18 protein-coding genes and 1 tRNA gene are annotated in these 21,979 nt (G+C 54.6%); 11 read left to right on the top strand and 8 right to left on the bottom strand.

Translation table 11 applies throughout. The features are described 5' to 3' along the window. The 4 genes from Q0510_RS23355 to Q0510_RS23340 form a co-directional block, all read left to right on the top strand. On the top strand, positions 1 to 1,949 hold a 1,949-nt coding region (locus Q0510_RS23355), incomplete at its 5' end, for a DNA gyrase/topoisomerase IV subunit A (RefSeq protein ID WP_298717215.1). A gap of 191 nt (positions 1,950 to 2,140) precedes the next feature. Beyond that, on the top strand, positions 2,141 to 3,520 hold the full coding sequence (locus Q0510_RS23350; RefSeq protein WP_298717212.1) for a pitrilysin family protein: 1,380 nt from the start codon (positions 2,141 to 2,143) through the stop codon (positions 3,518 to 3,520). 17 nt (positions 3,521 to 3,537) lie between these two features. Then, positions 3,538 to 4,866 (top strand): pitrilysin family protein, encoded by a 1,329-nt coding sequence (locus tag Q0510_RS23345; protein WP_298717209.1) that lies wholly within the window; start codon positions 3,538 to 3,540, stop codon positions 4,864 to 4,866. 71 nt (positions 4,867 to 4,937) lie between these two features. Continuing rightward, entirely contained in the window at positions 4,938 to 5,426 is a 489-nt protein-coding gene (locus Q0510_RS23340; RefSeq protein WP_298717206.1) for a hypothetical protein, read from the top strand. 72 nt (positions 5,427 to 5,498) lie between these two features. Here the strand turns inward: Q0510_RS23340 and Q0510_RS23335 are convergent, their stop codons facing one another. From Q0510_RS23335 to Q0510_RS23315, 5 genes are read right to left on the bottom strand one after another with little or no spacing between them, the layout of a single operon-like run. Next, the gene (locus Q0510_RS23335) at positions 5,499 to 6,482 is read right to left on the bottom strand and encodes a hypothetical protein (protein ID WP_298717203.1); all 984 of its coding nucleotides are present in this window, start codon (positions 6,480 to 6,482) and stop codon (positions 5,499 to 5,501) included. 32 nt (positions 6,483 to 6,514) lie between these two features. Next, the gene (locus tag Q0510_RS23330; RefSeq protein WP_298717200.1) at positions 6,515 to 7,630 is read right to left on the bottom strand and encodes a glycosyltransferase family 4 protein; all 1,116 of its coding nucleotides are present in this window, start codon (positions 7,628 to 7,630) and stop codon (positions 6,515 to 6,517) included. Then, positions 7,630 to 8,586 carry a glycosyltransferase family 2 protein gene (locus Q0510_RS23325; RefSeq protein WP_298717198.1) on the bottom strand — a complete coding sequence of 319 codons (957 nt, stop codon included), beginning with the start codon at positions 8,584 to 8,586 and terminating at the stop codon, positions 7,630 to 7,632. Before Q0510_RS23325 ends, Q0510_RS23330 begins: the two co-directional genes overlap by 1 nt. Then, complete coding sequence (locus tag Q0510_RS23320) at positions 8,583 to 9,062, bottom strand: DUF4199 family protein (RefSeq protein WP_298717195.1); 480 nt, start codon at positions 9,060 to 9,062, stop codon at positions 8,583 to 8,585. The genes Q0510_RS23325 and Q0510_RS23320 overlap by 4 nt, the downstream gene beginning before the upstream one ends. Then, positions 9,059 to 10,324, bottom strand: a complete 1,266-nt coding sequence (locus tag Q0510_RS23315) for a dihydroorotase (RefSeq protein ID WP_298717192.1) — start codon at positions 10,322 to 10,324, stop codon at positions 9,059 to 9,061. The genes Q0510_RS23320 and Q0510_RS23315 overlap by 4 nt, the downstream gene beginning before the upstream one ends. Positions 10,325 to 10,487: 163 nt before the next feature. Between Q0510_RS23315 and Q0510_RS23310 the strand changes: the two genes are divergently transcribed. Then, a tRNA-Pro gene (locus Q0510_RS23310) sits at positions 10,488 to 10,561 on the top strand. 74 nt (positions 10,562 to 10,635) lie between these two features. Here the strand turns inward: Q0510_RS23310 and Q0510_RS23305 are convergent. The 3 genes from Q0510_RS23305 to Q0510_RS23295 form a co-directional block, all read right to left on the bottom strand. After that, positions 10,636 to 11,502, bottom strand: a complete 867-nt coding sequence (locus tag Q0510_RS23305; protein WP_298717188.1) for a hypothetical protein — start codon at positions 11,500 to 11,502, stop codon at positions 10,636 to 10,638. Positions 11,503 to 11,700: 198 nt separating this feature from the next. Further along, the gene (locus tag Q0510_RS23300) at positions 11,701 to 14,127 is read right to left on the bottom strand and encodes a glycoside hydrolase family 95 protein (protein ID WP_298717185.1); all 2,427 of its coding nucleotides are present in this window, start codon (positions 14,125 to 14,127) and stop codon (positions 11,701 to 11,703) included. A 192-nt stretch (positions 14,128 to 14,319) separates the two neighbouring features. Continuing rightward, complete coding sequence (locus Q0510_RS23295; RefSeq protein WP_298717184.1) at positions 14,320 to 15,105, bottom strand: AraC family transcriptional regulator; 786 nt, start codon at positions 15,103 to 15,105, stop codon at positions 14,320 to 14,322. Between the two features lie 113 nt (positions 15,106 to 15,218). Here Q0510_RS23295 and Q0510_RS23290 point away from each other — a divergent pair, with 113 nt between their 5' ends. From Q0510_RS23290 to Q0510_RS23265, 6 genes are all read left to right on the top strand, one after another. After that, positions 15,219 to 16,553 carry a TolC family protein gene (locus Q0510_RS23290; RefSeq protein WP_298717181.1) on the top strand — a complete coding sequence of 445 codons (1,335 nt, stop codon included), beginning with the start codon at positions 15,219 to 15,221 and terminating at the stop codon, positions 16,551 to 16,553. A gap of 8 nt (positions 16,554 to 16,561) precedes the next feature. Continuing rightward, positions 16,562 to 17,626, top strand: a complete 1,065-nt coding sequence (locus Q0510_RS23285) for an HlyD family secretion protein (RefSeq protein WP_298717176.1) — start codon at positions 16,562 to 16,564, stop codon at positions 17,624 to 17,626. Further along, positions 17,592 to 19,208 (top strand): beta-carotene 15,15'-monooxygenase, encoded by a 1,617-nt coding sequence (locus tag Q0510_RS23280; RefSeq protein WP_298717173.1) that lies wholly within the window; start codon positions 17,592 to 17,594, stop codon positions 19,206 to 19,208. Before Q0510_RS23285 ends, Q0510_RS23280 begins: the two co-directional genes overlap by 35 nt. 18 nt (positions 19,209 to 19,226) lie before the next feature. Then, entirely contained in the window at positions 19,227 to 19,628 is a 402-nt protein-coding gene (locus Q0510_RS23275) for a hypothetical protein (RefSeq protein ID WP_298717170.1), read from the top strand. Between the two features lie 93 nt (positions 19,629 to 19,721). Next, positions 19,722 to 20,720, top strand: a complete 999-nt coding sequence (locus tag Q0510_RS23270) for an SPFH domain-containing protein (RefSeq protein WP_298717167.1) — start codon at positions 19,722 to 19,724, stop codon at positions 20,718 to 20,720. A gap of 39 nt (positions 20,721 to 20,759) precedes the next feature. Next, positions 20,760 to 21,848, top strand: coding sequence for a hypothetical protein (locus tag Q0510_RS23265; RefSeq protein WP_298717164.1), 1,089 nt, complete (start codon positions 20,760 to 20,762; stop codon positions 21,846 to 21,848). Positions 21,849 to 21,979: the final 131 nt, after the last annotated feature.

Genomic DNA, 21,979 nt, shown 5'->3' with positions numbered 1-21,979 from the left:
AATTCGAGCTTTATCCCGACTTTCTCACCGGCGGCATGATCGACGTCAATAACTATAACGACGGCAAACGCGGCGGCAAAGTGCGCGTGAGGGCGCACATCGAGGAGAAAGATAAAAAGACGCTCGTGGTGAAAGACGTGCCCTATGGCGTGACCACCACCAGCCTCATGGACTCCATCGTGAAGGCCAACGACAACGGGAAGATCAAGATCAAAAAAGTAATTGACAACACCGCCGCCGATGTCGAGATCGAAGTGCAACTGGCGCCCGGCATCTCGCCCGATATCACCATCGACGCGCTGTACGCCTTTACCGACTGCGAGGTATCCATCTCCCCGAACGCCTGCGTGATCGTGGAAGATAAACCCCTCTTCCTCGGCGCCTCCGACCTGCTGAAGCGCTCCACCGAATTCACGAGGGAGCTGCTGCGCAAGGAACTGGAAATCCGCCTGGCAGAACTGGAAGAAAAATGGCATTACACCTCCCTCGAAAAAATCTTCTTCGAGAAAGGGATCTATAAGGAACTGGAAGAAAAGCACAAGGACTGGGAAGCCGTACTTGTGGCTATCGACAAAGGTTTCGGGCCGTACAAAAAACAGCTCAAACGGGAAATCAGCCGCGAGGATATCGTGAAGCTCACGGAAAAGCCCGTGCGCCGTATCTACCGCCTCGATATCAACGAACTGAACGAGCAGATCAAGGCCATCGACGCCGATATCAAACAGGTGAAACACGACCTGGCCAACCTCACGGATTACGCAGTGGCCTATTTTGAAAACCTGCTGAAGAAATACGGCAAAGGCCGCGAAAGGAAGACCGAAATCAAAACTTTCGACACCATCCAGCAGCAGTCTGTGGCCATCGCCAACACCAAACTGTACGTGAACCGGGCAGACGGTTTTATCGGTACTTCGCTGAAGAAAGATGAGTTCGTGGCCGATTGCTCCGATATCGACAATATCATCGTATTCCGCCGCGACGGTGTGATGCTGGTGACCAAAGTGGCCGACAAAACCTTCGTAGGCAAGGATATCATCCATGTCGACGTATTCCGCAAGGGCGACGAGCGCATGACCTACAACATGATCTACGTGGACGGAAAAACCGGCTACAGCCTGGCCAAGCGCTTTAACGTAACCGGCATTACCCGCGACAAGGAATACCACCTCGCGAAGGAAGATAAATCTTCCAAGGTGCATTACTTCACCGCCAATCCCAACGGCGAAGCGGAAGTAGTAACCGTGAAGCTCAGCTCCAACTGTGCCGCCAAGAAGAAGGAATTCGATTTCTACTTCGAAACCATTCCCATCAAGGGCCGCGGCTCCATGGGGAACGTGGTGACCAAATGGCCCATCCGTTCGGTGAAGTTCAAGGAGAAAGGCGTTTCCACCCTCAGCGGGCTGAAAATCTGGTACGACGACGCCGTTGGCCGTCTCAATACAGACCAGCGCGGCGTGTTCGTGGGGTCTTTTGAAGGGGAGGACAAAATCGTGGTATTCTATAAAAACGGTACCTACGAATTGACCAATTTCGAGCTGACCAATCGTTACGATGCGGACGATGCGATGTATATCGAGAAGTTCAACCCGGAAAGGATCGTATCGGCCGTATACTTCGACGCGGATAAGAAACAGTATAACGTGAAGCGCTTCAAGATCGAAACGCAGACCCTCAATAACAAGTTCTCCTTCATCAAGGAAGGCGCGAAAAACCATGTGGAACTGGTCACCACACAGGCCGAACCTGTCGTGATCCTGCGCACCGGCAAGAAACGCGATCCGGAGGAAGAAGAAATCTCCCTGCACGAAGCTTACGAAGTGACCGGCTGGCGCACCGTAGGCCACAAGATCGCCGGGGAGGATTTCGTCAATATTGAACTGATCACCGAAGACGAAGAAGCCGAGGCGGAAGACGACGACACCGGGAATGTTCAGGGCGAATTATTCTGATAATCAATAACTTAATAGAAAGACGCAAGGGTTTTCATGCTCTTGCGCCTTTTTCTTTTTATCCAGCTCCCCGAAACGCGGCCCCATTGTTCCGGAATTGACAATTATCCTTTATATTTAATAAGGGCATTCGCGCCCTGCCGACATCTTTTCCGAACCTGTTTTTATTTCCTGACCCTAGAAAATCGCACATGAAGCACACGCCCCTTTTTCTTACGTTGCTGCTGCTGGCAGTGGCGGTATCCGCGCAGTCATCGAAAAACCGGCCTTCCAACATCTTTTTGTCCCGCCTCCCGAATGGGCTGGAATTGCTCGTGCTGGAAGACCATTCCGTGCCGCTGGTCACCATCGAGATGGCCGTCCGCAACGGGTCCTATACGGAAGACAACGAGTTCAACGGTCTTTCCCACTTGTACGAGCACATGTTTTTCAAGGCCAACAAAGACATTCCCTCGCAGGAGAAATACCTCGAGCGCATACAGGAGCTGGGGATTTCGTTTAACGGCACCACGAGCCAGGAGCGCGTGAATTATTTCTTCACGCTGGGCAGCAAAGACCTCGACCACGGGTTGCGGTTTATGAACAGCGCGATCCGGTACCCGTTGTTTTTGCAGGAAGAAATGAAGAAGGAAAACCCCGTGGTGGACGGGGAGTTCCAGCGGGCGGAATCGAATCCCGCCTGGGCGCTGTTCGACAAGGTAAACCGCAAGACCTGGGGTGCGCATTACTCCCGCAAGAATCCCATCGGCGACCACGATATCATCCTGACGGCTACGCCGGAGAAGATGCGGGTCATCAAAGACAAATATTATTTCCCCGACAACTCGATCCTGCTGGTGGCGGGAGATGTGAAACATGAAGAAGTGTTCCGCAAGGCGCAGGAGGTTTACGGCGACTGGAAACCCGCGGGCTTCGATCCCTTCAAACGCTGGCCCATCCCGGAGTTTGAGCCGCTGAAGGGGAAAGACAGCCTGCGTTTCGTGGTGGAAAGCCCGAACGCCCGCGTGCCCATGCTGTTGCAGGTGTGGCACGGGCCGGATACGCGGAAGGACATCAAAGCCACGCTGGTGGCGGATGTTTTCTCGTATATCCTGTCACAGAAGAACTCGAAGTTCCAGAAAAACCTCGTGGATTCCGGGTATGCCCTGAATGTGGGGATCGGGTACCAGACGGCGAAATTCGTGGGGCCGATACAGGTGTTTTTTGTGCCGAACCCGGGCAAGTTCAGGGAGTCGTTCCAGGCACTGGCGCGGCAGATCGAGCAGTTCGACAGTGACGATTACTTTACCGACGAGCAGCTGGAAACGTCGAAGATCAAACTGGCCAACGGGGAGAAGCTCGGGATGGAAGCCACGACCGATTACATTCATACGCTGAGTTTCTGGTGGGCCTCCGCTTCGCTGGATTATTACTTCGATTACATCTCGGAACTGAATAAAGTGACGCGGCAGGATGTGCAGGAATATGTGCGGAAGTACATCAAAAACCAGCCCTCAGTCGCCGGGTTGCTGTTGAATGCAGACATGCAGAAGGAATGGAACGTCACCAGCCTGGAGGCGCTTTATCGTTAACCGCTTAAACATCGAACATGAAAAGGATCATCTATATCATCATACTCGTTTGTGCCGGCATGCCGGTGCTCGGCCAGACTACGAAGGAATTGCAGGTAGAGGGGATCAAAGTGATTTTCAAGAAGACCGAGAAGTCGGTGGCTACCGTGAACCTCTGCATCCGCGGGGGCGTCACCAATATTACGGATGCGCAGCAGGGCCTGGAGCCGCTGGCGCTGACAACCGCCCTTAACGGGGGGACGGCGACGGTGAGTAAAGACGCCTTGTCGGCGGAACTGGAGAAGCTGGGAACGGAATTCGGCGCGGATGCGCGGAACGATTTTTCGTACATGACGATGACCTGCCTGCGCGAAAACTGGGACCGCAGCTGGGCGCTGTTTACCGACGCCGTGCTGCACCCTGCGATGGATGAAAACGAATTCAGGCTGGAGCGCGAACGTATGGTGTCCAACGCCAAACAGTTGGAGGCGGATCCTGACCAATATCTCCGCATCCTGGCCACGCAGCAGCTGTTCGAGGGAACGGACTATGCGAAGCGCCCCGGCGGCCTGCCGGCTACGCTGGAAAAACTGACGCTGCAGGAAGCGAAGGATTTTTATAAACAGCTCCTGGGCAAACAACGGATTTATCTCGTGATCGTCGGCAACCTGGAGGAGAAGGATATTGTGGAAAAGGTGAAAACCACGCTGGCGGCGCTCCCGGCAGGCCAGGCGCCGCGTGCCCCGCAAACCGCGGCCATCAAACAGGGCGTGAAGATCAGCAACCGCGACCTGGCCACGAATTACATCGTGGGCCTGGGCAACGCGCCGAAATATTACTCGCCCGACGGGCCGCTGTTCCAGTTTGCGATGAGCATGTTGTACGACCGGTATTTCGTGGAATTGCGGACCAAGCGCAGCCTTTCCTACGCGCCTTCCGCGGGGTACAACAACTCCTACATCGAAACTCCGGCCGCGCAGCTGTACATCACAACCGTTGATCCGAAGCAGTCGCTGGAAGTGATGACGGCGATCATCAACGACGTAAAGGAGAACGGGTTCAATCCGAAGGAAGTGGAGAACAAGAAGAAATCCTACCTCACGCGCTATTACATGACGAACCAGAGCAGCGGAGCGCAGGCGAATGTGATGTCGACCTGCGAGGCTTCGGGCAACTGGCGCATTTTCGACGAGATCAATTCCCGGATCGGGCAGGTGAAAACGGAAGACGTGAACCGCGTGTTCAACAGTTACCTTACCGATGTGCAATGGACGTATCTCGGCAAAGAGGATAAAGTGACGGCGGAGGATTTCAAGCAGCCGGTGGCAAAACTGCCGGCGTCGAATGTGCAGCAGCCGAAAGATTGATGCGCGCATGCAAACTTTTTATATCGGATCCGCCCGCCGTGGCGGATTCTTTTTTTCATTATCTTGTGGTGATGAAGCAGTACACATGCATGTTTGCGGCCCTGATGGCAGTGGGTTGCGCTTCTCCGGAAGAGCGGCAATCTGCGGCGAAAAATGAAATCCTGGAGACGAGCAATGCCGTGCTGGCCATGATCGAGCAGCGGGATATGAAGGGCTTCCGGGCGCTGGTAGGTGTTCCGCTGAAGGAGATCAAACAAACGGAGGCTACGCTGGCCCGCAAATTCGAGCGTATTTGTGAAGTGTATGGTGAATATGTGAAAGGCGAACGGCCGCCGGTGATTATTACCGATTCAGTATCTACCTACAACAAGCGCGTGGTGTTTGTGCCGGTTTACAGCGGGAGAGGATTGAAGGGATCGGTAGGGCAGGTGCGGCTGATGTTGCTCTTCGGGCCGGAATCGCATTACCCGTACGACAAGCTTTCCGATATTGAACTGCACGTCTTCAACCACGATACCAACGATCTTCCCCTGCCGGACGGCGAGATTCCCGCGCCCTGATGCGATGCTGACCCGCCTGCCGCCGCCGAAGTGTGCGACGCAACGGGGGCTGGGTGATGGTTTGATGACGGGCTACTGCTTTTTCCTCTTTTTCTTCGCGTCTTTTTCCGCTTGTTTGGCGGCCTCTTCCGCTTCTATTTCATCGTAGGTTTTCGGCTCTTTCAGATTGGAGCGGCTTTTGTCGAGCGGTACGCCGACGGGCACTTTGCCTTTTTCCAATGCGTCGTGGAAGATCTTTTCGACGTGTACCCATTTGCCGGCCTGCCATTTGAAACCTTCGTAATCCATATCGGAAACGAGCGTATGTTTTTTGGCTTCTTCACCGGTTTCGGAAATGAGGTGATCGTAGATGATCATATTGGCTTCCGGGTTGTAATTGAGCCCGGCGGCCGCGTCGCGCTTGTATTCCAGGATGAAGCGGTTGCGCGTGGGCTTTTTTACGGTGTCTTCCACGAAACTGAAGAATGGGCCGCCGAATACGGGCTCACCTTCCTTAAAGGTCAGCACTTCGGCGATCTTTTTCTGGCTCCGCATGTTGTTGGCATCCCACCCGAAAAGCGTGTAGTATTCCGCATTGAAATACCGGCGCTGGATGATGCCGTAATACAGGCATCCGTACCAGCCGTGGTGGTTGGTGATGGTATCCGGGTTGGCGGTGTAATCGGAATTGTCGAACAGCGGGAACAGTTTCAGGGCGCCGTCTTTCGTATTCATCTGGATCACGCCAAAATGCCGGAAGGTGCTGTTGTCGTACTCCAGCGGCCAGGTGAAGATGCGGAAGGTGCTGTCGGCCGGGTAGACCTTCGCCATGGTGGTCAGTGAATCGAACGGGAAGTAGAAAGAGTACGGTGTTTTGAGGGCTTTGACGAGTGCGGGAATGAACGCGTCGTTGCGGGTGCTGCGTACTTCCTGCGTTTTGCCGTTGATGATCTCATAGCTCATTACGCGCAGGGAGTCCTGCCGCTTTTCGAGCTCGGCGAAACTGGCTGCCGGGAGCTTCTGGCCCAGGGCGGCATGTACGGAGAATAAGGCGATTATGAGTAAAATGGCTTTCATGATGCTAGACTTATAACCCCAAAAGCGGCGATTTATTGCAGTGTTTCGAGCGTTTTTACGAAATGGCCCCAGGAATACAGCTGCTGTTGCGCTTTGATGAACGCGGCGAATTGCCCGGCAGGCTGTTCGAGGAAGCGGAGGATACCTTCCGCAATGGCGTTGGGATCGGGCGGGACCACGTACCCGGCTTTGCCGTCGGGCACGATTTCCGGGAGGCCGCCTACGTTGGTGACCAGCATGGGCGTCCCGAAATGGTAGGCCATCTGCGAGATCCCGCTCTGGGTGGCCGTGCGGTAAGGCTGCACCACCAGGTCGGCCGCGGAGAAGTAATATTTTACGTCGCTGTCGGGGATGAAATCGCTGACCAGGGTCACATTGGGGCCGAGGAGCGGTTCGTATTTCTTCCGGTCTTCGTAGAATTCCCCGGCCACCACGAGTTTCAGGTTTTCGATGGCGCGGATGCGCGGGTCGGCCATGGCCTGCAGCAGGAGGTCGAGCCCTTTGTAGTGGCGGATGAACCCGAAGAAGAGGAGGTATTTGGCGTTTTCGTCCCATCCGAGGTGTTGGCGGGCCTGCGCTGCGGGGAGCGCGTCGCCGAAGTGGTCGTAGACGGGATGGGGGGCGTATGCGGCCGGTTTATGGGTCAGCCGGCGGATGTCGCTGAGGACTTCGCGGCTGAGGGTGATGAAGGCGTCGCAGCTGTTGACGAAATATTGGGTGAGGGCGGCATCGCCCGGTCTTTTTTCGTGGGGAATGAGGTTGTGGACGAGGCCCACGATGCGGGAGTGGCCGTTCTTGCGGATGATGCGCGCGAGGCTCCCGAGGCTCATGGCCATCAGGGGGATCCAGAATGCGACGATCACCATATCGGGCCGCTGCCGGCGGATGTCCAGCCCTGTTTTGCGCCAGTTCAGGGGATTGAGGGAATGCACGCTCCGTTTGATCCGCAGTCCTTCCGGCGCGGGGGCGGAGGTATATTGTTCCTTCCCGGGAAACATGAACGAGGGGTACTGGAAAGAGAAGGTATGGATCTGCACATCATGGCCCTGGGCGGTCAGTTCGCGCGCCAGGCGTTCGTTGAACGCAGCGAGGCCTCCCCGGATAGGGTGGGCCGGGCCGATGATGACGATTTTCTTTGCCTGAAACATCAGCCTTCGTTTTCAAGGATTTCTTCCACCAGGTAGGAGTTGCGTTCCGGCGCATTGCGTGCCACCAGTTCGGCGATGAACCCGGTGAGGAATAACTGGGAACCGATGATGAGCAGCAGCATGGCGAGGAAGAACAATGGGCGTTCCGTCATCTTGTATTGCATCCAGAATATTTTGGCTACGGCCAGGTACCCTGCGATGATGAAACCGATGATGAAAAACAGCGTGCCCAGCGCCCCGAAGAAGTGCATCGGCCGCTTGCCGAAACGCCCTACGAAGGTGATGGATGCAAGGTCGAGGAAACCGTTGATGAAGCGCTCCAGCCCGAATTTGGTGGTGCCGTATTTGCGCTTGCGGTGCTCTACCACTTTTTCGCCGATGTTGCGAAACCCGCTCCACTTGGCGATCACGGGGATATAGCGGTGCATCTCTCCGTACACTTCAATGGTTTTCACTACCTTTTTGCGGTAGGATTTCAGGCCGCAGTTGAAGTCGTGCAGCTTGATGCCGCTCATCTTCACCGTGGCCCAGTTGAAGAGCTTGGAGGGGAGGTTTTTGGTGAGGGTGTTGTCGTAGCGCTTCTTCTTCCAGCCGCTGACCAGGTCGTAGCCGTCTTCCACGATCATTTTGTACAGACCGGGGATTTCGTCGGGGGAGTCCTGCAGGTCGGCGTCCATGGTGATGACCACGCGGCCCTGGGCTTTGCGGAAGCCTTCGTTGAGCGCGGCGGACTTGCCGTAGTTGCGTTGGAATTTGATGCCTTTGATGTTAGGGTTGGAAGCGGAGATTTCGCGGATCACTTCCCAGGATTGGTCGGTGCTGCCGTCGTCTACCATCCACACTTCATAGGAAAAACCGTTGTCCTGCATGACACGGTCGATCCATGCCGCCAGTTCGGGCAGGGATTCTTCTTCGTTTTTTAAGGGAACGATAACGGATATATCCAGGTGTTTCATTTCTTTTTGGCTAAGGCGGCTCCCAGTACCGCGGCTACGATGCCGGGGAGCACATATAACATGAGAATACCGGACAGCACGGTTACGGGAAATGCCTGTTTGAGGCGCTCGAATTCTGCGGCGTGGGTTTCAGGCATATCGGCCTGGGGTCCCATGGCGATCATGTCGTGGATGAACGCGTCTTTGTAACCGGGCATTACCTGGGCGAACAGCATGAACAGCGCGGCGAAGATCACGGTAGCGGCGGCCGTGGTGCGGAACCCCGTGCCGAAAACCTCACCGAAGCTGGCTTTGTGCTCCATCTCGCGGGAAAAGCGCAGGCAGGAAGCCACCACGGCTACCACCAGCACCGCCAGCGAAAGGATACGGAAAAAGATATTGGCCGAGCTGGTATGCGTGAAATATTGCGTCAGCAGCAGGGCGAAATTGATCGCGGCGGCCAGGAAGCCGAAGCGTAAGTGTGTTTTGTTTTTCATGACCGGAACCAGGATTTGTTTTGACGGATGATACCGGTCACGCTGCCTTTCGCGGGCTTGCCGAGGAAGGGGGTATTGCGGCTTTTGGACTGGAAGCGGTCGTCGCTCAGTGTATATTCGGTGTTGGGCTCGAATACGGTCAGGTTGGCCACTGCGCCTTCCTTGATCGTGATGGCGGGCTGTCCGAAGATGCTGCGCGGGTTGTCAGACAGCAGTCGGGCCAGTTTGGCGGGCTCCAGATCGGGCAGTGCGGCGCGGAGGGCGGCGAAAGCCGTTTCCAGGCCGATCATGCCGTATTTGGCGTATTCGAATTCCACCTGCTTGGCGTCCCAGTCCTGCGGCTGGTGATGCGAGGCGATGCAATCCACCGTACCGTCGGCTACGGCGGCGCGGAGGGCGTCTACATCATCTTGCGTGCGCAGGGGAGGGTTGACTTTCAGGAAGCTGTCGTAGGAAGCCAGGTCGGCGTCGGTAAACAGCAGGTGGTAAGGCGTAACGGAGCAGGTGACCTGCAGGCCGCGGGCTTTGGCATCGGCGATGAGCTGGATGGAGCCGCGGGTGGATACGCCGGTTACGTGCAGTCGGGAGTTGGTGTATTCGAGGAGGTCGAGATCGCGTTTGAGCATTATCTCTTCGGCGATGGCGGGTTTGCCGGGCATGCCGAGGCGGGTGGAGTGGATGCCTTCGTGCATGAGGCCGTGGGCGGAGATGCTGGCATCGTCCGGGATCTGGATCACGGCGCCGTTGAAGGCTTTCACGTACTGGAGGGCTTTGAGGAGCAGGCCGGAGGACTGTACGGGTTTGAGCCCGTCGGAGAAAGCCACGGCGCCCGCGTCTTTCATCTCATACATTTCAGCGAGCGAAGCGCCTTCCAGGTTTTTGGTGATGGCGCCGATGGGCAGGATTTCGGCCACGTTGTGAGGGGCCTGGTTCTGCACATAAGCGATCTGTGTTTTGGTATGAAGGGCGGGTTGCGTATTGGGAACGATCATTACCGCCGTATATCCGCCCGCCGCTGCGGCGAGGGCGCCGGATTGGAGATCTTCCTTGTATTCCTGCCCGGGATCGCAAAAATGGGCGAACACATCCATCCATCCGCCGGAAACATGCAGGCCGTTACCGCTGATGACTTGTGCGTTGCCGGGTGCGATATTGTCGGATATGGAAGCGATCACGCCATTGTCGATCAGTACATCTTTTTGCTGCCCGTTAAAAGGCGAATGTTCAGAAACGATGGTCGCGCTTTTCAGTAAAATTTGCATCTTTTGATTTTATCCCGTGCAAATGTACGCATAAATGTGGTCGGATGTATAGCAAGCGGGAAGCGGTTGTCAACAGTTTTTTGACAATTTCCCGGAGAAAAATTTGCGGAAATGAAAACATTCGTTACTTTTGCATCCCGTCACAAACAAACGGACCGGAGTTCGGGACGTAGCGCAGCCCGGTAGCGCACTTGCATGGGGTGCAAGGGGTCGCTAGTTCGAATCTAGTCGTCCCGACACTGCAAAAAGGTTATCAGAAATGGTAACCTTTTTTGTTTTACCTGCTTCCGGTCATTTTACAGTTTACTTTATCAATTCAAAAGCCGGTATTCCAGCCTTATCTGCATTTTCGCGAAAGTCTCCGGTGAAGGGAGCAACATATGAATGGGGTGGCCCAGCGTATCGTAGGTTAGTATCCGCGGAGCGCCCTCATTATTGTTTCGCTCACGCACAATGTAATTGTTCTTATCCGCCAGCGGCCGTACCACATCCATCGAAGGCAAGGGGAATACCATCGTGGGCTGCGGGAGATTGAAGCACTCGCTCGCATTGGGCTTGTTGTCGTATTCTACGTGGTAATCGTCCGGATGCAGGCCCAGGGATATAAAGGAGATATACTGGAAGTTATTGTTGCGGTAGGCATAAAAAATCGTATCTATACCGGTCCCGTTCGGGTAAGGCAATATCCGGAAAACGCCGGAGTCGACATATTTGAAGGTCATGCGGCCGTTGAAAGTCAGCGTATCGGCATGGGGATTATTCCACCGCGTCCAGAGCTCGTATTGATCGATCAGCGTTGCGGCGCCCTGGTAAAAGAACCGGTAGGAGCTCATTTGCTTTTGATAGTGAAGGTCATGGAAATCTACCTGCTTCACCCTTCCCCTGCTGTCATAAAACAAGGTGTCATATGCATCGTAGGTGAGCTGATTGGTATCGCCCGTGAAATTGCTGGAATACCGGCGGCGCGCCACCGGTTTGTTTTGCCCGTTGTACAGATATTCATCCACATACTTTTCATGCATTTCGAACGTCTGGTCTTCACCATCGGTTGACCATGATTCGATCCGGACCGTTTTTACCAGCAGTGCTTTGGGTGATTCCGGCGGTAACGGCGGATGAGGGTCTTTGATGCAGGCATGCAGCAGCACGATGGCTGCGAGGTAATAGCGTTTTTTCATTGGACGTACGTGGCGTTTATGGTGAAAGTTTGTCCGGGGCTATACGGGCTCAGGGTCTTCGGTTACAACAAAAGTAGCGGAAAGAAGTAAGCGTGAGATTACTGGTTCCAGTAGTTTTCTGCGCCGGTTTCGGCTGTTGTTTCGAAAAACAAAAAAAGGGCCGCTCGCAGCGGCCCTTCATCTATTTTAATGTATGTATTACAGGAAGTATTTCTCCACCGCCAGCTTTTGGCCGCGTTTAACGGGAATGTCCACCGTTTTGCCGTTGTAGCGCAGTTTGCAGGGAACGCCCGACCGCGACAATACGCTTGCTTTCTTCAGTTTTCCATCCTTCCATTCCATATCCACTACAAAATTCCCTCTCGCCACGAGCCCTTTGATGCTGCCGCTCTTCCAGGCGGCGGGGAGCGCTGGCAGCAGTTCGATGAAATCTTCATGGCTCTGCAACAGCATCTCCGCCATCCCGGCGATCACACCGAAGTTACCGTCGATCTGGAACGGAGGGCCGGCGTCGAAAAGATTATAGTAGGTACCGCCGCCATTATCCATCTTGGTGCCCGTATCATCCGTGGGCCGCAGTTGGTTGTTCAGGATGGAAAGCGCCCTGTCGCCATCGTGCAAACGCGCCCACAACGCGATCTTCCAGGCGAAGGTCCAGCCCACACCACCGTCGCCCCTGGCTTCCAGGGATTTTTTTACGGCCGCGGCCAGATCCGGCGTTTTCTGCATCGTGATCTCGTTGGCAGGGTAAAACGCGAACAGGTGCGAAAGATGGCGGTGACGGGGCTCTGCCTCTTCAAACGGTTCCGCCCATTCCAGCAAACGGCCGTCCGGACCGATCGCCGGCCGCGCCAGGTTGGCCTTTGCGGCAGCAACTTTCGCCAGGAACTCCTCATCTTTCAGCTTCAGGATTTTCGCGCTCGCCAGGATGTTTTCAAACAGGTTGAAAATCACCTGCTGGTCGTGCGAAGGCCCCATGCTGATTTGTGCTTTGGAGCCGTCCGGCGCTTTAAAAGTGTTTTCGGGGGAAGGAGAGGGGCCGGATACGAGCTTACCCGTTTTCGGGTCGGGAACCAGACAGTCGAGGTAGAAAAGGGACGCTTCTTTCAGCATGGGGTAAGCCTTGCGGAGGAAAGCCCCGTCGCGCGTGAAGTTGTAATGTTCCCACACATGCTGCATGATCCAGGCGCCGCCGCCGATGTGCATGCCCCAGCTGGCCGATTCGCCGGGCGAAGTATATCCCCAGATATTGGTGATGGGGTGCAGCGCCCAGCCGTTCATGCCGTACTGGATACGCGCGGTTTTTTTACCCGGCTCCTGCATGGAGGCGATGAGGTCCATCAGCGGGAGGTGGCTCTCCGGCAGGTTGGCGACTTCCGCCGGCCAGTAGTTCATTTGCACATTGATGTCGGTATGGTAATCCCCGTTCCACGGCGTCTGGATCTTGTTCGCCCAGATGCCCTGCAGGTTGGCCGGGAGGCCGCCCTCGCGCGAGGACGACAGCAGCAGGTACCGGCCGAACTGGAAGTACAGCGGATAGAGGATCTGCTCATTCTTCGTCCGGAAATTCTTATGCAGCAGTTCGTTGGTGGGAACGTCGTTCGTTGCGCCATCCAAAGTAAACTGCACCCGCTTCATGAATCCGCTGAAATCGGCGATGTGCGCCTGTTTCAGCGCGGCATAAGATTGCGCCGTGGCTTTACGGGTAACCGCCGCCAGTTCATTTTCATAATCCGGGTTGATGAATTCCGGGTACTGCTGCCGGTAGTTGGTTTTGGCCGTAACGATCAGCGTCACCGCATCCGCTTTTTTGATCTCCAGGCTGTTGCCCGTTGCGCGGACGGTGCCGCCGTTCAGGATGGGCGATACGTTGGTCTTATACCGCATCCCGTCGTTGCCGCGCCCGTCGTTCATAACGCCTTCCATCACCAGGGCGTTGCCCTGCGTGGAAACGGAGAATCTTTCCGGCCGGTCGATGGAAACGTTGAAGCTGATGGACCCGGGTTTGCTGGCCGTCAGGCGGATCACGAGCGCCCTGGCGGGGTGACTGGCGAAAACTTCGCGGGTGAACGTAACGCCGCCCTGGGTGAACCTGCTCATGGCGATACCGTTGACCAGGTCCAGTTCGCGGTGGTAGGCGGTGTAAGGTTGTGTGGAGTTGAAGTCCAGCCAGAGGTCGCCCAGGGTCTGGAAGCAGCCGAAAGGCACGTTGGCGCCGTTACCGTGGCCGGAGCCTTTATTTTTGGTGATCTGCGTTTTGTTCGTCAGCTCCGTCGCTTCCTTGTACTTCCCCTGGAACAGGAGCTCCCGGATCTTTCCGAGGTGTTTCGGTGCGTCGGGGTTGTCGCCTTCGTCCATGCTGCCGCTCCATAACGTCATTTCGTTGAGCTGGATGCGCTCTTTGTTGACATCGCCGAATACCATCGCGCCGATATGCCCGTTGCCAACGGGCAGCGCTTTCAGCCAGGCGGTATCGCTCACCCAGCCATTCGGATTGTCTTTAGCGGAGGCATCGGCGGGAGTGGTATACCAGATCCGGTTGGCCGTGTTCTTTTGTGCCTGTGCCACAACGGGTAACATCAGGCAGATCATCCATACATAAAAAATTCCTTGCTTCATCATCATTCAATAAACAGTTTTATTGTGGTTCTATTCGAGGTTGACAAGCGTTGTAGTCCGGCGCCCTCTGCCAGGAAAGGCAATCCCGGTTTTCCCCGGAAGACCAATAAAAGTAGTCGAAATCCGGAAGCTGTACTATAGCAACGTTAGCCAAGTAATATAGGATTTTAGCATTTCACGGATAGGCCGTCCCGATGGTTAGTTTTTCCGGAAGTCCGTAGGCCGGGCGTGGGTAAAATCCTGGAATGCGTCGCTGAAGGAGCTGATGGTATTGTACCCGACGGCAAACGCGATGTCTCCTATGGGTTGCTGGGTTTTCAGGATCAGCTCGATGGCTTTTACCATGCGCAGCGTTTTCAGGTATTGCAGGAAAGACATGTGCAGCGTTGCCTGGAAGAGGCGGGACATGGAGCGCTCGCTCAGGTTGAACTGGCTGCTGATGCTTTTGGCGGTAAGGGCTTCCGCCATGTTCTTTTCGAGGTAGCGGATGATTTTTTGCATCTGTTCGTTATCGGTAACGGGCAGGATGATGGGGAGGGCTTTATTGTTGAGCTGGGGCAGGATGTTTTTCAGGGCGATGAGGAATTCGAAGTTGTCGTCTTTGACGGTAACGTGCCTGCCATCCCATCTTTCCGTATAGTTGATCATTTGTATGAGCAGTTCGCTGGCGGGATAGATGCCCAGGCGGCTGAAGAAAGGGTCCGTCTGGTCGTCGTGCGCGTAAAAGTACAGGGAGCGCAGTACCGTGGCGGAGTAGCCGATGCGGAGGATATGCTCCATCCCCTGTGGTATCCAGAAGTAATGCCTGGCGGGCACTACATACGTTTTGAAATCGATGGTGATATAGGCGATGCCGCCTTCTACGTAGCTTAGTTGTCCTTTGGTGTGGGAATGCAGCGGGATGAGTTTTTCTGACTTCTCGTGCATGACGAACACGCTGTCTTTCTTCTTGTCTATTTCCGGTAAGGAAGCAATGAGGCCCATGTTGCGCTATCAAATATGTGCATGCAAAATTATGCATTTTGGCCGGAATGATGAAAAGATTGACTTTTTAGGAGAAACGCGATATCTGCCGGCGTTATAATTTTGCACCCACGATGAACCGAAGTAAACTAGTGTGGTTATCCGGGTTGATTTTTACAGGCAGCAGCCTTCCCATATACGGGCAAATAAAGGCGGTTGCGGAGGATACGATCAGGATCTCACTTTCCCAGGCCTGGCAAAAGGCGGACGAACACAGCCGGCTGGTGGAAATAAGAAAAATGTCTGCCGGCATTGCCGAAGAAGAAGTAAAAGATGCGCGGATGGAGCGCTACCCCGAATTAGGCGTCAAAGGCACCGCTGAAAAAGCCACAAACATCCCGGTATATGAAAACGGGTTATTCTCGAAACCGTCCCAGCACGAAGTGATCCACACCCTTTACCGCGTTGGCGCCGATCTTTACCTGAACCTTTACAACGGGAACAAACTCAATCTCAAAATCGCGGAAGCGAAAACGCTGCACCGGATCAGCCTCATCCGGAAAGACCAGGCCGTTTCGGATATCCATTACAAAACAGCGTCCTGTTATCTCGACCTGCAAAAATCACTTATTTTCCGTGACCTCATCCGGCAGGATATCGCCGACCAGGAGCAGCAGCTGAAGGAGATTAAAGCTTTCCATAAGAACGGAACAGTCCTCAAAAGCGATGTGCTGCGGGTGGAACTGGAACTGTCGAAACGGAAGCTGGCGCAGGTCACGATCGAAAACGACATCCGCATCGCCAGCCAGCAGCTCAATATCCTCATGGGCGAGCCGGACGAAAGCATCATCCTTCCCGCATCCATCAACGATCAACCCGAAGCGCCCAGGCAATACGAACATTATCTCGCCGAAGCCCTCGCGCATTCGTTCCCTTATCATATCTCCGAACAGCAAACCGAATTGAGCAAGCTGCACCTGCGCAAAGTGAGAGCAAACGTGCGCCCCAAAGCCGGCATGTACAGCGAATTCTATTATGCCAACCCGCAGATATTCCTCTTTCCCTACAACCCTTACTGGTATTCGCTCGGCGTAGCGGGGCTGAAAGCTTCCTTCCCCATATCCGAACTGTATCATAACGTACATAAAGTCAGGGCGGCAAAGCTGGAACTGGAAAAGGAAGAAGAAACGCATAAAGACACCGAAGACCAGGTGCGCCAGCAGGTAATGGAGGCCTTTCTCCGTTACAGCGAATCGCTGGTCCGCATCCGCGTGGCGGAAGCAAACGTGCTACAGGCCGAAGAAAACGCCCGCATCATCAAAAACACTTACTTCAACCATACGTCGTTGATTACCGATCTCCTCGATGCGGACGTGCAGGTGCTCCAGACGCGCTTCGAGCTGGCGGCCGCGCGCATCGCCGCGCAGGACCGGCATTACCTCCTGCAAAACATCACAGGCATTCTTTAATACACAACATGAAAAAGAAATATACCGTAACCGACAGGCTGATCACCCGCATCACAGGATGGATCGCCGGCATCATCGTGCTCGCACTGGCCGCCTGGGGCGTTGCCACGCTGTGGGGATACTACGTCTACGAACAAACCAACGACGCTCAGGTGCAGGAATACGTAAACCCCGTTATCGCCAGGGCAGGGGGATTTATCGTGGCGGTGAAATTCGAGGAAAACCAGCATGTCAAAAAGGGAGATACCCTGCTGGTTATCGACAACCGCGAATACGTGTTGCAGCAGGAGCAGACGGAAGCTTCGATCCGCAAGGCCGAAGCGCAGCTCCGCGTGCTGGAGAGCAATATCCATACCCTGGGGCAGTCGGCGCAATCGGCCCGGTCGAAAGTTTCGGCCACGAAGGCGGAAGTCTGGAAGCAGCAGCTGGATTACGACCGCTATCAGCAACTTTACCGGGAAGAATCCGCCACCCAACAACAACTGGAGCACGTGAAAGCCACGCTGGACGTATACACCAGCGATTACCAGGCCGCGCAGGACAACTACGAAGCGGCGGCCTCGCGCATTGCGGATATCGAGGCGGAAAAATACGTGGTGAGCGCGGAGATCGCCAGGCTAAAGTCGCTGCTGAACAGGCATAAGCTGGATGTGAGTTATACGGTCGTTACCGCGGCGTATAACGGCAGGATGGGACGGCGGACAGTCGAAACCGGGCAGATGATCGATGCGGGTGAAACGCTGGCGTTTATCGTGAATGATGAAACCGACAAATGGGTGGTAGCCAACTATAAGGAAACGCAGGTTGCCGGCATGGAGATCGGCGACTCCGTGAAAGTGATCGCAGACGCTTATCCCGGCCGGGAGTTCAGGGGCACCATCATCTCCTTTTCGCCTGCAACAGGATCGAGCTTTTCGCTGCTACCGCCCGACAACTCCACGGGCAACTATGTGAAAATCGTGCAGCGGGTGCCGGTACGTATCCGCATCGACGGGGAAAGGAAATTTATCGATGTATTGAAAGTGGGCATGAACGTGAATGTTTACATCCGCAAAAGGCAGCATCGTGGATAAGGCTATTCCCATATTCAAACGCTGGGTGCCGGAATGGTGGGTGAAAGTGATCCTGTTCCTGCTGGTACTGCCGAGCCTGGTCCTGTTTTTCCTGCCCATGGCGAATATTAACGCAGCGGCGGGGTACTATGGCAGCGAACCGGCCGATATCCAGTTCGCCGTGGCGTTATTTTATGCGGGATATGTAGGGTTTTACAGTTTGGAGCGCCGTTTCTTCACTTACCTGGCCACGCGGGAATATTTCATCCTGTTCACGTTCCTGCAAATGTTGTCGGCGCTGATCTGCTACCATAGCCGGGAGGTATACATTCTTTTCCCTGTGCGCTTTTTCCAGGGAATGTTATTTTCGTGTACGGTGAACCTGTCGCTGGCGCTCATGTTCACCCGTTTGCGCAGCGAGCGCGCCCGCGAGATCAGTTTTTCGGTGTTCTTCGGATTGCTGTTGTGCGCGTTGCCGTTCAATAACCTGGTGACCGCCGATCTCATCGACGCGTTCAATTTCAACATCGTTTACAAAGCGGCGGTGTTTTCCTACCTGCCTTGTTTGGTTTTGTTGCTGCTGACGATGAATAACGTCCGCCTGCAGGTGAAATTCCCATTATCCAAGCTCGACTGGCAGAGTTTTGCGCTGTACAGCATTGCATTATGCCTGTTCGGTTACATCATGATCTTCGGCCAGGAATATTACTGGCTGGCCGACGGGCGGATACGATACAGCGTGCTGGGGATCGCGGGCATTGCAGTATTGTACGTCCTGCGGCAGCGGGCGATGAAGCGGCCTTACATCGATCTGCGTACATTCCGGTTCCGCAATTTCCGGATCGGCCTGCTGGTGCTGTTTGTGATGTATATCTGCCGGTTCGCGTCGGGCATCACCAATAACTATTTCACTTCGGTGCTGCGCTTCGATCCCATGCACCTGTCTTACATCAACGTATTCAACCTCGCCGGCCTCGTGGCCGGAGTGATCATCGCCTGTACCATGACATTGATGCAGAAGCGGATCCGGCACATCTGGCTGCCGGGGTTCCTGTTGCTGCTGGTGTTCCATGTACAGATGTATTTCCTGTTCGACGTGCAGGCGGACCCTTTCAATTATTTCCTGCCTCTTTTCGTGCAGGGTTTGGGTGTGGGGATGATCATGGTGCCGACGATCATTTACGCCATTTCTGCCGTGCCCGTATCCCTGGGTGTTTCGGCGTCGGCGGTTTGCCTCGCGGTGCGGTACCTGGGTTTTGTGGTCAGCATCGGCATTATCAATTACCTGGAATTGTACGGCAAGAGCCGGCATTACAATGCTTTCCAGGACCGGTTGACCGCCACGAGCCCCCTCGTGCGCGAGGCGCTGCGGAAACAGGCAGGGCACTTGACGGCCAGGGGGCTGGAACACGCGCAATCGGTGCGGGGAGGATATAAGCTGCTGATCGGGGATATCAACCGGCAGGGGCAACTGCGTTTTGCGATGGATTATTATGAATGGATGGCGCTGCTGATCACGGGAACGCTGCTGCTGATCGCCTTGTTCCCGTACCTGAACAGGACAGCAGTGTTCCTGAGATCCCGGCGGCTTTCGCCGGCATGAGGCTTTTAAAAAACAGTTATGAAGAAAATATTATTTGTATTGTTGCTGCCACTGCTGGTCAGCTGCGGGAAAGAAAACCGGACTTTCAGCCTGAAGTCCATCCGGCTGAACGGGTATAAACGGACGGCGGCGCCATCCCAGCGCCTTTACTTGCTGGTTTTCGATGAAACAGGACAGGACCCGATTGCGCATACGGGCTTTTACCCGGCAGACCTCACCCTGCCCGCGACTTTCAGCATCCATCCCAGGATCCCGATGACGTTGTATAACACCACTTACCGCGTGCAGCTATGGGGCGATTCCACGGGTTTTATCAGCGGATGTTCCGTTGATATGGACAAATACAAGATCATTTTCCCGATTGATATGGAAGTGGAAAGCGACAGCCTGCAGGTATCGATGGCCGGCAGCTGGGAATAGCCCCGTTTGTAAACAGGAAATATCCGCGATGAATGAAGCCTGATTTTTACGTAACTTCCCATGGTTGTTTTCATCTCAACTAAAACCGCTACCATGGGAATTTTCGATTTTATCAAGAATGAATTTATCGAGGTCATCGATTGGGTGGATGACACATCGGATACGGTAATCTACAAATTCCCCGACAAAGGCAATAAGATCATGAACGGGGCGCAGCTGACCGTGCGGGAGTCGCAGGTGGCGGTGCTCATGAACGAAGGCGAGTTCGGCGACGCTTATCCGCCCGGCAGGCATGAATTGTCTACCCAGAACATGCCGGTCACCACCACCCTGAAATCCTGGAAATACCTGTTCGACTCGCCTTTTAAAGTGGATGTTTTTTTCGTGAGCACCAAGCAGTTCACCAATCTGAAATGGGGTACTTCCAACCCGGTGATCGTCCGCGACCCGCAGTTCCAGCAAGTGCGGCTGCGTTCGTTCGGGACGTATACCATGCGGGTAACCGATCCGCGGAAATTCATCCGGGAGTTCGCAGGTACGCATCCCTGGGTGCGGATCGAGGCGGTGAGCGAGCAACTGCGGAATGTGATCATCAGCAAGCTGTCGGAAGGCCTGGCAGAAGCGGGCATATCTATCCTGGACCTGGCGGCTAATTTTACAGAACTCGGTGAGAAGTTAAAGCCCGTATTCCAGCAGGAATTCGACGCCTGGGGCATTGAGCTCGGGCAGTTCTATATCGAGAATGTGACGTTGCCGGAAGAAGTGGAGAAAATCCTCGATAAAACCACCCAGCTGAATATGCTGGCCGACAAACTGAACCAATTCAACCAAATGCAGGGAGGTATCGCGCTGGAAAACCTGTCCGGCAATCCCGGCGCAGCCGGAGCGGCCGGAATGGGTGCTGGCGTGATCCTTACCAATATGCTCCAGCAGCAACAACAACCCGCGCCGCAGCAACCCGCTGCCAGTGAGGCCGTCAACAAGCAACAGCTGCTCGATCTGCTGAAGCAATTGGGCGAGCTGAAAGCGCAGGGTATCCTTACGGAAGAGGAATTCAACCAGAAGAAAGCTGAGATTCTCGCCAGGTTATAAAAATATTCACGCCGGACGCCGGCGATATCATTTCAATACATGGAAACCAGCACCGCCAACGCCCCCTTATTATTGTTTCCCTGCCCGGGGTGCAATTCCCAGTTGTATTTCAGTCCGAAAGACCAGATGCTCGTGTGCGGGCATTGCGGTACGCAGGTAGAAATCGGGCAATCGAAAGACCGGATACTGGAGCACAACCTGCGGCAGCAATTGGAGGCTGGCAATGATCCATCGGTAACGGTGGAGCAGAGGGTATATCAATGCAAGCGCTGCGGTTCCCAATCGGTCTTTACGTCGGAAGTGCCCACATTCACCTGCAGTTTCTGCAACTACTTGGCGGTGAACCCGGAAGCCTATAAAACGCGGGTGATTCAACCTTCGGGCATCGTGCCTTTTAAGGTGGACCGGCAGCAATCCCTCGAAATTTTCAAATCCTGGATCGGCAAGGGCTGGTGGGCGCCGGGAGACCTCCGTGAAGTAGCCCGCCACGATGCCTTGCACGGCATTTACCTTCCATTCTGGACCTACGACGCCCAAACGCACAGCAAGTGGAGCGGCTACGGCGGGCGGTATTACTACGAAACGGAATACTACACCGACGGCAACGGCAGGCGCCAAAGCCGGCAGGTGCGGCATACAGAGTGGATCTACCGAAGCGGCACCTTCGATCATTTTTTCGATGATATCCTTATCGGCGGCGCCAACGAGCTGTCGCAAAGGGAATATGAAAGCGTTTTTCCCTATCAGCTCGATGAGCTCGTGAACTTCGATCCGCAGTATCTTTCCGGCTGGCAAGCCGATGTATACGATATTGCGGTACACGAAGGGTATAACAGGGCAGAAGTGATCATGAAAAATTTTATTGAGGAAGCCTGTGCCGGTTTATGCCGGATCGATACCTACAAGGGCCTGGAAGTGAGTACCAGCTATACTGACCAGACGTACAAGCACGTGCTCCTCCCGATATGGCTGTGTACTTACGTGTACAAAAAGAAAACGTACCATTTCCTCATCAACGGGCAAACGGGAAAAGTACATGGCAAAAAGCCGGTATCGGCGGGGAAAGTAACGATGGTGGTGCTGCTGGTGATCGTTATCATCATTGCATTTATCCTGATGAATCAGTAACAAATTGCAAATCTTCTGTTTGGAAATAAGAATATTTTATTAGTTTCGCGTCCCGTTCCTCAGGAACGTACCGGAAGTTCGGGACGTAGCGCAGCCCGGTAGCGCACTTGCATGGGGTGCAAGGGGTCGCT

The organism is uncultured Chitinophaga sp. (assembly GCF_937874145.1).
Taxonomy (GTDB): Bacteria; Bacteroidota; Bacteroidia; order Chitinophagales; family Chitinophagaceae; genus Chitinophaga.
Note: the sequence above shows the minus strand (reverse complement) of the source record. Positions and strands in the feature narration are given on the sequence as shown.